The sequence below is a fragment of the Streptococcus infantis genome (assembly GCF_047464615.1).
Lineage (GTDB): Bacteria > Bacillota > Bacilli > Lactobacillales > Streptococcaceae > Streptococcus > Streptococcus infantis_Y.
This window is the reverse complement of record NZ_JASHBO010000006.1, coordinates 59608-72233: the sequence shown is the minus strand read 5'-3', so window position 1 is coordinate 72233 and position 12626 is coordinate 59608. Positions and strand designations below refer to the sequence as shown.

Annotated in this window: 12 protein-coding genes; 1 reads left to right on the top strand and 11 read right to left on the bottom strand. The window is 38.4% G+C overall.

The window, feature by feature from the left end; genetic code table 11:
- Positions 1-69: 69 nt before the first annotated feature.
- The 9 genes from QM450_RS04715 to cdaA form a co-directional block, all read right to left on the bottom strand.
- A complete protein-coding gene (locus QM450_RS04715; RefSeq protein ID WP_414319821.1) occupies positions 70-687 on the bottom strand; it encodes a hypothetical protein in 618 nt (205 codons plus the stop codon).
- On the bottom strand, positions 687-2555 hold the full coding sequence (locus QM450_RS04710; protein WP_414319820.1) for an ABC-F family ATP-binding cassette domain-containing protein: 1869 nt from the start codon (positions 2553-2555) through the stop codon (positions 687-689). Before QM450_RS04710 ends, QM450_RS04715 begins: the two co-directional genes overlap by 1 nt.
- A complete protein-coding gene (locus tag QM450_RS04705) occupies positions 2552-3751 on the bottom strand; it encodes a CCA tRNA nucleotidyltransferase (RefSeq protein ID WP_414319819.1) in 1200 nt (399 codons plus the stop codon). Before QM450_RS04705 ends, QM450_RS04710 begins: the two co-directional genes overlap by 4 nt.
- Entirely contained in the window at positions 3748-4515 is a 768-nt protein-coding gene (gene dapB, locus QM450_RS04700) for a 4-hydroxy-tetrahydrodipicolinate reductase (RefSeq protein ID WP_414319818.1), read from the bottom strand. Before dapB ends, QM450_RS04705 begins: the two co-directional genes overlap by 4 nt.
- 282 nt (positions 4516-4797) lie before the next feature.
- Positions 4798-5646 (bottom strand): DegV family protein, encoded by an 849-nt coding sequence (locus QM450_RS04695; protein WP_414319817.1) that lies wholly within the window; start codon positions 5644-5646, stop codon positions 4798-4800.
- Between the two features lie 3 nt (positions 5647-5649).
- Entirely contained in the window at positions 5650-6024 is a 375-nt protein-coding gene (locus QM450_RS04690; RefSeq protein ID WP_153224934.1) for a DUF1149 family protein, read from the bottom strand.
- A 65-nt stretch (positions 6025-6089) separates the two neighbouring features.
- On the bottom strand, positions 6090-7439 hold the full coding sequence (glmM, locus tag QM450_RS04685; protein ID WP_414319816.1) for a phosphoglucosamine mutase: 1350 nt from the start codon (positions 7437-7439) through the stop codon (positions 6090-6092).
- 25 nt (positions 7440-7464) lie between these two features.
- Positions 7465-8256, bottom strand: a complete 792-nt coding sequence (locus QM450_RS04680; protein WP_414319815.1) for a YbbR-like domain-containing protein — start codon at positions 8254-8256, stop codon at positions 7465-7467.
- Positions 8243-9100, bottom strand: coding sequence for a diadenylate cyclase CdaA (cdaA, locus tag QM450_RS04675; protein ID WP_045763531.1), 858 nt, complete (start codon positions 9098-9100; stop codon positions 8243-8245). Before cdaA ends, QM450_RS04680 begins: the two co-directional genes overlap by 14 nt.
- A 134-nt stretch (positions 9101-9234) precedes the next feature.
- Between cdaA and QM450_RS04670 the strand changes: the two genes are divergently transcribed.
- Entirely contained in the window at positions 9235-10203 is a 969-nt protein-coding gene (locus QM450_RS04670) for an NAD(P)/FAD-dependent oxidoreductase (protein ID WP_414319814.1), read from the top strand.
- A 382-nt stretch (positions 10204-10585) separates the two neighbouring features.
- On the opposite strand, the gene QM450_RS04665 is transcribed toward QM450_RS04670, so the two are convergent.
- Together QM450_RS04665 and QM450_RS04660 are read right to left on the bottom strand one after the other, a co-directional pair.
- Entirely contained in the window at positions 10586-11965 is a 1380-nt protein-coding gene (locus tag QM450_RS04665; RefSeq protein ID WP_375555740.1) for a sensor histidine kinase, read from the bottom strand.
- Entirely contained in the window at positions 11956-12615 is a 660-nt protein-coding gene (locus QM450_RS04660; RefSeq protein WP_375555739.1) for a response regulator transcription factor, read from the bottom strand. Before QM450_RS04660 ends, QM450_RS04665 begins: the two co-directional genes overlap by 10 nt.
- Positions 12616-12626: the final 11 nt, after the last annotated feature.

Sequence of the window (12626 nt, the reverse complement as noted above, 5' to 3'; positions counted from 1 at the left end):
ATAGAAAGAAACCCTGGAAAGCCAGTCCAAGGTTTCAACGCTATTCTTTAATGTTGCGAATGGAATGACTCAATAAAATCTTTCCTTCTTTTTACTTTTAGATTTGAATTTGGATTTTTGATGGCCTTGACGATTTTGTTCGATACGCCACTCTCGCTCAAAGTATGTCATCGTTTCAAATACTCTCTCTGGCAAACCAACATCCAGTAAATGAATCGGAATTATCAAGTCGACAGCAGGTTTAGCACTTGAAAATTTACTTCGTAGTCGATTCCATAGAGATTTCGTTTTTACAAGGTCTTTGTCAAAAAAACAAACTTCAATCTGGTAAAAATCCCTCGAACTTCCACCACCCTTGATTCTCATAAGAGAAAATGTTTCTACTTGCCTCCAGGAATAAAACTGCCAGTCTTTCTTTGGATATGGTTTATAGGAAAATCCTTGGGCCGTACATTTCAAATACTCTTTATCTGAAAAAAGAAGTCGCAAACGTTGATACAAAATTAAGCCAACAACGATGATTAAGAACCCAATAAAAAGCCTTAATAAAACCATTCCCAAAGATACCTCCTTGGGATAGGTCATCATAAAAGATAGGATCCAAAGAAGAAAAGCTAACTCAACTAAGCAGAGAAGAATGGTCCAAATGATTTTCTTACTGCTCCATTTGATGATTTTCTCTTCCATTAAGCCAAGCCACTTAAATATTCATAGCGTTCATATTTTTCAAGCAAGTCTTCATTCTTCTCATCTAACTCTTTTTGAAGGGTAGCTAGTTTGCCAAAGTCAGAGCCATTGGCCTGCATTTCTTCTTCAATAACAGAGATACGATTTTCCAAGGCTTCGATATCACTTTCAATACTTGCCCACTCCTGCTTTTCTTGGTAGGTCATGCGTTTCTTTTCTTCACGGACTTTGACAACTTTTTCCTTCTCAGCCTTTTGAACTTGGCTTGTTGCTTCTGCTTCGAAGGCTTTTTCATCTAGGTAGTCGGTATAATGCCCAAAGAAAGGACGAATCTTACCATCTTCAAAAGCGAGAATCTTGGTCGCTACCTTATCCAAAAAATAGCGGTCATGGCTAACTGTCAAAACTGGACCAGCAAAGCCTTGCAAGAAATTCTCCAAAACTGTCAAGGTCGCAATATCTAGGTCATTGGTTGGCTCATCCAAGAGGAGAACATTTGGTTTTTCGAGGAGTAGTTTAAGGAGGTAAAGTCGTTTTTTCTCTCCCCCAGACAATTTCTCAATCAAGGTTCCATGCGTCGAACGTGGGAAAAGAAACTGCTCCAGCAGCTCTGCAATCGAAGTCGTAGAACCACCGCTGGTCTTGACCTCTTCTGCCACTTCCTGCAAGTAATTGATAACACGCTTGCTTTCATCCAAACCCTCAATTTGTTGAGAGAAATAGGCGATGCGAACAGTTTCGCCGATGATAACTTGTCCATCAGTTGGTTCAAGACTTCCTGCAATGAGGTTAAGAAGGGTTGACTTCCCAACACCGTTGTCCCCAACGATTCCGATACGGTCTTTGGCTTGAACCAAAAGGTTAAAATGTTGCAAAATCGGTTTGTCATCATAGGCAAAGGAAACATCCTTAAACTCGATCACCTTTTTACCGATACGGCTGGTTTCAAAATTCATGCTCAAGTCTGTCTCAGCTGTAGTTCCTGAGACTTCTTTTTTCAGATCATGGAAACGATTGATACGTGCTTGTTGCTTGGTTGCACGAGCCTGTGGTTGTCTGCGCATCCAGGCCAATTCCTGCTTATAAAGTTGCTCTTTTTTGTGGAGAAGAGCTGCATCGCGCTCATCCTGTTCAGCCTTGAGGCGAACATAGTCTTGGTAATTTCCTTGATATTCGGTCAAACCAGCACGGTCCAACTCGAAAATTCTCGTCGAAAGCGCATCTAGGAAATAACGATCGTGGGTGATAAAGAAAACCGTTTTCTTGGAATTTTTCAAAAAGAGGGTCAGCCACTCAATGGTCGCAATGTCCAGATGGTTGGTCGGCTCATCTAGTAACAAGAGATCATGGTTTCCTAAAAGCACTTGCGCCAATTGAACCCGTCTACGGAGACCACCCGACAAAGCTCCAACAGGAGTTGATAGGTCTTGAATCCCCAGTTTACTGAGAACAGTCTTGACCTGACTTTCGATTTCCCAAGCCTGGAGAGAATCCATCTCCGCCATAACCCGCTCCAAACTGGCTTGCTTATCTTCACTGTAGTTGAGCATGAGCAATTCATACTCACGGATCAACTGTATTTCTTTCAAATCGCTCGATAGAACAGTATCCAAGACAGTCTTGCTATCATCAAAATCTGGGTCCTGAGTCAAGTAGCCAATTTTGTAATCATTCTTTGCTGAAAATGGGCTAACATCACCATCGAAACCTGAAACTCCTGAAAGTACATCTAAAAGGGTTGTTTTCCCAGTTCCGTTGACACCGATAAGACCGATTCTATCCAAGTCATGGATGATAAAGGAAATATCCTTAAAGACAGTCTTGTCTCCTACGGATTTACTTAGTTTTTCAACAATAAAATCACTCATTTTTTCTCCCTCAAGTAGGCATGAATAGCTTCCAAGTTATTTTCCAAATCTCCATCTACAATAGCATACTCAATCTCTGCTAAAATTTCTCCCATTTCTGGTCCTGGTTGATAGCCATATTCTTTGATCAAAATCCCACCATTGATTTGAATTTCTTTTTTATCATGGATGGTTAAGCTGTGGTAAGTCTCTTCGATGGCCTGTGGATCAAAGTCTTTTCCTTGCGCCTGACGAAGGTTTTCAGCCTGCAAGAGTAAATCTAAGTCAAAACGGTAACAATCGCGCTTGCTCAATTCTCCCTTTTCACGCAAGGCCAAAATAGTCAGCAAATCCTGAACTTGCTTGGCGAATTGACGCGAAGTTTTCCAATGTTTCAAAAATTGTTGAGCATCTTCCACTTCTAAAACCCATAAAAGTGCAGCCCAAGCTTGTTCAGAAGATTCAAAGGTAAAATCAGCATCTAAGTCAAACAAAGATTGGAGTTTCTCCTGACCACCAGCCATATCCGGAAGATAATCATAAGCTTTACTTGCAATCATAGAAGACAGACCTACTCGCCAATGAGGAGCTAGTAGAAGTTTATCAAATTCAACAAAAGTACGTTCCACAGAAATTTTCTCTAAGAGTGGTGTCAGATCTTTCATAGCTTCAAAGGTTTCTTGTTCAAGCTCAAAGCCAAGACTGGCCTGAAAACGGAAACCACGCATAATCCGCAAAGCATCTTCGTTGAAACGCTCACTAGCTACACCAACTGCTCGTAAAACTTGATTATCTAGATCTCTCAAACCATCGAACAAATCAATGATTTTTCCCATCTCATCCAAGGCAAAGGCATTGACTGTAAAATCACGGCGTTTGAGATCCTCTTCTAACGAACGAACAAAAGAAACTGAACTTGGTCTACGGTAGTCTACATAGACATCCTCAGTTCTAAAAGTGGTTACTTCGTACTCTTCATCTCCGTCTAAAACCAAAACTGTTCCGTGCTCAATGCCAATGTCAGCTGTCCGTGGAAAAATCTGCTTGGTCTCTTCTGGATAAGATGAAGTCGCAATATCCACATCATGGATGGGACGATTGAGTAGGGCATCCCTAACAGAGCCTCCAACAAAATAGGCTTCAAAGCCTGCTTCTTTAATTTTTTCTAATACTGGTAAAGCCTTCTGAAATTCAGAAGGCATTTGTGTTAATCTCATAATAAGTGTTCTAATCCATAGACAAGCTCATGACGCTTGACAACTTCTTTGATTCCCAAATTCACCCCTGTCATGAAGGAGCTACGATCATAGGAGTCATGACGTAGAGTCAATCCTTCTCCCTGATTTCCAAATATAACTTCCTGATGAGCTACCAAACCTGGCAAACGGACTGAGTGGATTCGCATACCATCAAAGTTAGCTCCACGTGCCCCTGAAATGAGTTCTTCCTCATCACTAGCACCTTGTTGGATAGACTCACGAACTTCTGCCATCAATTCCGCTGTTTTGATAGCTGTTCCGCTCGGAGCATCTTTTTTCTTGTCATGGTGAAGCTCAATAATCTCTACATTTGGGAAGTATTTTGCAGCTTGTGCCGCAAATTGCATGAGCAAGACAGCACCCAAAGCAAAGTTAGGAGCAATCAAGCCACCCAAGTTTTTAGAACGAGAAAATTCTTTTAGTTCTTCAATCTCTTGACTAGTGAAACCTGTTGTTCCAACTACTGGAGCAAAGCCATTTTCAAGAGCAAAGCGTGTATTCTCATAGGCAACAGCTGGTGTTGTAAAGTCAACCCATACATCTGCCTCAAAACCTGCCAAGTCATTCTTATCATTGAATACTGGAATTCCCTGCCAGTCAGATGCAGACTCAAAAGGATCTAAAACTGCTACCAGTTCAAGTTCAGGATCAGACAAAACCATTTGACAAGCAGCTTGGCCCATTCTCCCCTTAAAACCAGCAATAATTACTCGAATACTCATCTCAATCTCTACTCCTGTTTAAGATACAAAGGACGTTTGCTGCCCATGAAAAATAGGGAATGGCGCTGACTTTCCACGAAAGGCAAGACAGGCATCTTTTTTCAAGAGGCAGGTAGTCCGTGTTCAATTTCTAAGATACAAAGCCTGTAAGAACACAAAGTGAAAATAGGAGGTCTGAGCAAGGAGTATCTACTCCTTGGAAGAACTATCTTTTTCAAACATGGCTCCAGGCGTGTTCAATTTCTAAGATACAAAGGACCTTAGCTGTCCATGAAAAATAGTCTAAATTATGGGTGTATATCCCAGAGCAATACTTCCTTCTCCAAGGTGAGTCCCAATAACACTACCGAAGGTTGCAATTGAAACATCTGTAGCCACTCCACCATCGATTAAAAGCTGGCGCAAATCTGCTGCTTTTTGAGGAGCATTCCCGTGAATGACAGTAATCTGGTAATTCCCATTAGCTGTTGCTTCTTTAACAATTTCAACTAAGCGTTTTGTAGCCTTTTTCTCTGTACGAACCTTTTCATATACTTCTATCACACCTTGGTCATTGAAATATAGGATTGGCTTGATACTAAGGAGATTCCCCAAAATGGCTGCACCATTAGAGAGTCGTCCCCCTTTAACTAGATGGTCAAGATCGTCCACCATGATAAAGGCTGAAGTTTTCTGGATTTGATTTTCCAACTGATCTAAAATGGTAGTAAACTCTTCGCCTTGCTCTGCCCATCTAAAGACACTCTCAACCATATAGCCTAGAGGAGCACTTGTAATACGAGTATCAGGAAAAGCAATGGTTAATCCTTCGAACTCATCCGTCATATACTGGATATTTTGGTGAAATCCTGAGATTCCAGAAGAAAGGAAGAGACCCAGAACATGAGTATATCCTTTTTCTTTCAATGATGATAAAATTTCATCCAACTTGGCAATACTTGGTTGGCTCGTTTTTGGCAATTCGCTTGCTGAAGCCATTTTTTCATAAAATTCTTGAGCGGTTAGATTTACACCTTCAACATACTCCTGTCCATCGATATTCACAGGAATGTCTAGCACAAATAAATCTTCTTTCCGCAAGGTTTCCGCTTGTAGAAAAGCAGATGAGTCTGTTATGACCGCTAATTTCATTTCTTAAAACTCCAAATTAATTCCCGGTATATCAAGGGCAATTTCTGTTACTTCATAAGTCAAACGATTAAGCATATCCAAACATGGACGAGCTAGTGTCTCAACCTCTTCTTGGCTGAAATCACTTGGTTGGTCGATAATACGGCCTTCAACATGATTGACTTGAGAAATCGTTCCACTAATGACAAATCTATCAAAGACAATCATAAAGCTCAAAACAACTACTAAAGAGGTCACTTGATTTTCTTGATCATGCTGAAGCAACTGGAAGTTTACATCAACCTTAGTTTCAGGTGCTCCATTTTCATTTTCCCATTCAAAGTTACGCGCATCAAAGTGATACTGACTAACAAATTCTTGTTCACGTTTTAAATTCATTTTCATCTCCATTGGTACAATATAGTTGCCATTGTACCATATTTTTTTATTTTCTGCTAGATTTACTAAATACCAATCTCAGTTTTAACAACTTCAGCAATAGTGTCTACATAGTAGTCTACTTCCTCAGTGGTTGGGGCTTCAGCCATGACACGCAAGAGTGGCTCCGTTCCACTTGGGCGAACGAGGATGCGTCCGTTACCTGCCATCTCTTCTTCCATCTTATCAATAATAGCCTTGATAGCTGGAACTTCCATAGCTTTTTCTTTCATGGCATTTTCCACACGGATATTGACCAATTTTTGTGGGTAAATGGTCACTTCTGAGGCCAATTGAGACAAACTCTTACCTGTTTCTTGCATGATCTTCGTCAATTGAACCGCTGAAAGCTGACCATCACCAGTAGTATTATAGTCCATCAAGATAACGTGACCTGACTGCTCACCACCTAGATTGTAGCCAGATTTTCTCATTTCTTCAACGACATAGCGGTCTCCAACAGCAGTAACTGCCTTATTGATCCCTTCACGATCCAAGGCCTTATGGAAACCAAGGTTGGACATAACTGTTGTCACAATTGTATTTTGTGCCAATTGACCTTTTTCAGAGAGGTATTTCCCGATAATGTACATAATCTTGTCACCATCGACGATGTCGCCATTTTCATCAACAGCAATTAAACGGTCACTGTCCCCATCAAAGGCTAAACCAATGGCAGACTGGCTTTCTTTCACAAGTTCTTGTAAGGCTTCTGGATGAGTTGAACCAACGTTCAAGTTGATGTTAAGACCATCTGGTGTTTCACCAATAACTGTTAATTGAGCACCTAGGTCTACAAAAATTTGACGAGCACTTGTTGCAGCTGCTCCGTTAGCAGTGTCCAAGGCAACCTTCATCCCTTCAAGAGGAGTTCCAGTTGAAACGAGGTAGGCTTCATATTTACGCAAACCTTCTGGGTAGTCTACAACCGTACCTAAGCCCTCTGCACTTGGACGTGGAAGAGTATCTTCACTTGCATCAAGCAAGGCTTCGATTTCTGCTTCTTTGTCATCGTCTAGTTTAAAGCCGTCACCACCAAAGAATTTAATTCCGTTATCAAGAGCTGGGTTGTGACTTGCTGAAATCATGACACCTGCACTCGCTCCCTCAGTTTTCACCAAGTAAGCTACTGCTGGTGTTGCAAGAACTCCAAGCTTATAAACGTGAATTCCGACTGAAAGGAGACCAGCAATCAACGCTGCTTCAAGCATTTGACCTGAGATACGAGTGTCACGTCCTACAAAAACTTTTGGTGCTTCAGTCGTATGTTGACTGAGGACATAACCTCCAAAACGTCCCAATTTAAAAGCTAATTCTGGCGTTAATTCTACGTTTGCTTCTCCACGGACTCCGTCCGTTCCAAAATATTTACCCATTTTTTTATCCTTTTCTATTGTTTTATTAATCTTTTTTTGAAGAGTCTGGCTTGGTTTCAGAACCAGTTGAAGACGAACTGCCCGAAGATGAGCTTGTCATTGATGAGCTAGAACTACTTGCTGATCGAACTTGTTTCGTTGTTATCTTCATGGTTGTTTCATACGGTTTAATCACCGTTGGTAAAACTGTTCCATTCTTATCAATAGCTTGTAGAGGAACTGAACCCGTATAATTTCCTGTAATTTTTTCACTAGTTGGTAAAACAGCCACAATCTTATCAATCTTAGACAAGGTATCAACATCACTAGTAACCGAAACGCGTTCATCTGAAACAGTCACACTATCGATGAGAATTCGTTCATCAACCTTACCAGAGTCAATCTGTGGAGTGACTGGTAAATTATCCCGTGTTGCCTTCTTCCCAATTTTAACGGTGATTTTCTGCGGTGTTGCTAGGGCTGTTAAACCGCTCGGTAGATTCTCAATGGTCAAGGGAACCTCAACGGTTCCTTCTGTCGCTTGTGTTAAATCTGCAGTAACCTTAAATTTACGAGTGCTTTCTTGCATCTCACTAGCCAAGGTGACTCGATTGGATCCAGTCAAAAATACTGTTACTTCTGAACTAAAACCGCTAATAAAATACTGCTCACTATCGTACTGAATATCAATCGGTACATTTACGACCGTATTGGTATAGGTTTCTGTTCGAGCCGGTCTTGCATTATTATTGTTTTGATAATTTATAGAGGTAGCGTAAATAAATAAAACGCAAGCAAAGAGGAGTGAGGAGATGATATATAAACTATTTTTTTTCATTCTTCCAGCCTCCTAATATACGCTCTGTTAAGCTTGGCTCTTGTGAATTTTCCGGAATCAGTATACGACGTAGCTCTTCCTCAAATTCTTCCATCGTTAAATCATGCTTAAAGACACCATTATAGGTAATGGAAATACCTCCAGTTTCCTCTGATACCACAAAAGTGAGAGCATCAGAAACCTCAGATAAACCAATGGCTGCACGATGTCGCGTTCCAAACTCCTTAGAAATACCAGTGTCTTCAGTAAGCGGAAGATAAGCAGATGTTACAGCTATTCGATCACCTTTTATAATGACTGCACCATCATGTAAAGGTGTGTTTGGAATGAAGATATTGATTAAGAGTTCTGCAGAAATCTTAGCATCTAAAGGAATCCCCGTGGAAATATATTCCTGCAAGGTTCTGACACGCTGAACTGATACAAGTGCTCCAATTTTCCGCGGACTCATATATTCTACCGCTTTAACAAAGGCCTGAATCATCTGTTCTTCTGAACTCATTGGTGTACTTGAAAAGAAATCAGTCGCACGTCCTAATCGCTCTAAACCTGTCCGTATTTCTGGAGAGAAAATAACAACCGCTGCGATAACACCGTAAGTAATCAATTGATTGATCAACCAAGAAATAGTCGTCAAGCCCAGGGTATTTGCTGCTATCTGAGCTAAGATAAAAACTAAAACACCTCGAACCAGGATCATAATCTTGGTTCCTGCAATTGATTTTGTAAATTGGTATAAGATATAGGCAACGATAAGAATATCAATCACATTTATCAGAATACTCCAAGGACTGGAAAATAAACTAGACCAGTATTGAAGATTAGATAATTGCTGAAAATTCATTCTAGGCCTCCTCTCCATAAAAAAGCTACTCTTCATTATATCATTTTATATGAAAATTTTCTTCCCCCTACTTCATTTTAAATTGGTAGAAAATATGATAGAATAAAATGATAGAAATGAATTAAGGAGAAACCATGTCTGAACTATATGATATCACCATTGTAGGAGGTGGACCTGTCGGTCTTTTCGCAGCCTTTTATGCTCACCTTCGTCAAGCCAAAGTACAAATCATCGATTCTCTTCCTCAACTAGGTGGTCAACCTGCTATCCTATATCCTGAAAAACAAATTCTCGATGTTCCTGGTTTTCCAAACCTCACAGGGGAAGAATTGACTAACCGCCTTTTGGAACAACTTGAAGGGTTTGAGATGCCTGTACACCTCAATGAAACTGTTCTTGAGATTGAAAAAGAGGATGATGTTTTTAAGATTACAACTAATAAGGGAAACCATACTTCTAAAACCGTTATTATTGCTATGGGTGGTGGTGCCTTTAAACCACGTCCACTCGAATTAGAAGGTGTTGAAGGCTACGACAATATCCACTACCATGTTTCTAATATGCAACAATACGCTGGTCAGAAGGTAACCATTCTGGGTGGTGGTGACTCAGCCGTTGACTGGGCACTAGCTTTTGAAAAGATTGCTCCAACTACACTTGTGCATCGTCGCGATAACTTCCGTGCTCTTGAGCATAGCGTCCAAGCATTGCAAGAGTCTTCTGTGACTATCAAAACACCATTTGTGCCAAGTCAGCTTCTTGGAGATGGAAAAACTTTAGACAAGCTTGAAATATCAAAAGTTAAATCCGATGAGACCGAAAACCTTGAACTAGATCATCTCTTTGTCAACTATGGCTTTAAATCTTCTGTCGGTAATCTTAAAAAGTGGGGATTAGACCTTAACCGCCACAAGATTATCGTCAATAGCAAGCAGGAGTCAAGCCAAGCTGGAATTTATGCTATCGGTGACTGCTGCTACTATGAAGGTAAGATTGACTTGATTGCAACCGGTCTAGGTGAAGCACCAACTGCCGTTAATAATGCTATCAACTACATTGACCCCGAACAAAAAGTACAACCAAAACACTCTACAAGTCTATAATGTCAAAATTACAATTTTATTAAAAAATCAAGTGAAATTTCATGATAAAACGCATAATAACAAGTATCTAAAGAACTTGCTATTATGCGTTTTTATGATTTTAAAAACTTTTCCACTAACCACCTTTATTTGCTTTTTATATAAAGTTTAATACTTATTGATTAGTTTTTTAATATTTCCCCTCATTCCGACATATTCAGACTAACAAACTCTGTGCACCGTATGAGTAATACTAGATAATATTCTATCTTAGTGTAATTTGTAGTGAAAGTTCGAAGTTAACATTTACAAATTGACGTTAAATACAGTTATGAACATGTTATAAAGTTTGATGTTAGTGGCTGTTAGATTAATTATTACATAAGTTAAGTGTTAATCTGGCTCATTTATCATTCTGTATCGGTAATATAAATTTAACTTCAGCACCACGACAAGCTTCTCTATTTTTCAAGATTACTGATCCACCATGTAATTTAATTATTTGTTCAGTAATAAATAATCCAATACCATAATTGGTTGCAGAATGCCTGCTATAATCTCCACGATAGAACTGTTCTTTTGCGTGAATTAAATCGATATCAGAAAAACCTTTCCCGTTATCTAATACTGATATTTCTAAAAATTCATCTACAGTTTTTAAATTCAATTCCAATGTAACTATTCCATTATTATTTTCAATTGAATTCGCTAAGACATTTTGCAATGCTCTCTCTAAGAGTTTCAAGTCTACACTCATTATACCATCTTCAACTACTACATTAGTTTTTAGATTGTTAGAATTAATTGACATTAGTTCTTTAGAAACTGTTACCAATTGTTCTGATACAGTTTTTACTGCCAACGATTGTGGCTGGTATTCAGTGGCATTAGAATTCTTATTCATGATTAGAAGTGTTTTTATATATTCAGATATTCTATTGCTATTCCTCAGTATATAATCTATATAAATACTCTGGTCCTCTGTCACAGATGTCTTTTTAAGCAACTCAGCATTTCCTTGAACAATAGATACTGGGGTTTTCAAGTCATGTATCAAAGCAGAAATCTGTTTTTGCTTGTTTTCTTCCTGTATCCACTCTTTGATTAATGACTCTTGCAAAGCATTTCTCATTTTCTCTAAACTAAATAGAACTTCATTAAATTCTTTGACTCTTGAATAATGCAGTTCAAAATCTAAAGTTTGTTCTGATATTTTTTCGGAAGCAGCAAATATAGGTGAGAGTTGTTTCACAAGATATTTAGCCCATACTATTGTAACAACCAATGTATTTAGTAAACTAACTAAAATAAGAATACTGACATACACTACATTGACATTAGGAAAATATTTTGCCATGAATTTATTTGTAAAATAGGGTTTTACTGAATATTGAATAATACAATAACCGTCATTTCGTAAAATTTCTATATAGCTATAAGATGGGGTATTATATACTCTCTCATTATTATAGTATCGAATTGCTCGATCTTCTTCATCTTTACTCATTGAACTAGTAATGATATTTCCATCCTTTGAAATTAATAGATATGAGGCATTATCTGGTATAAGATTTTTATCAAAGGTCTCTGTATTGGCTATCGCATTCTTCCTCTCATAAATCTGATTTTCTGTGTAATCAGCAGGTAAAATAAATCCTAATGAATACATGGCTGCGAACATCAGAATTACTAAACCAAGCGAAAGAAACAGTACAATTCCTACACTTATTAGATATTCTAAAAATATTATTTTTAGTGATTGACCTTTTAATTTTATTCCCATTTATATCCAATCCCCCATACAGTTACTACTGGAGATACACCTTCCTTCTGTAATTTTGCGCGAATATTTTTAATATGTTCTGAAATAGCTGAAGAATTACCTATTCCATCATATCCAAATATCATCTCATAAATCTGTTCCCTTGAAAATACTTGTCCACGTCTACGTGCCAGAAGTTCACAAATTCGATACTCAGATTTTGTAAAAGGAATTTTCTTATCATTTACATAAATTATATTCGCTGATAAATCAAATCTAATTTCTCCAAGATTTAAACTTAAATGTCTCTCTCGGTTTTCTCGACGTAAATGAGCATCAACTCTCGCAATTAATTCATTTACTCCAAAAGGTTTTAAAATGTAATCATCAGCTCCTGTTGAAAAACCTGAAACAATGTCACTTTCCAAAGATTTTGCAGTTAAAAATAAGATGGGACAGTCTACTCTATCTCTAATAGATTTACAATAAGATATACCATCGATTTTTGGCATCATTATATCTAACAAGATTAAATCATACTCTGTTAATTTAGAAATAGGTACTTCTGTTGGATTTTGAAAAATATCTACATGATATAATTTTTGCGTTAAAATATTTTTGATTAAGATCAAAAGATCCATTTCATCATCTATAGCTAATATTTTCACCATCTTATTACCAC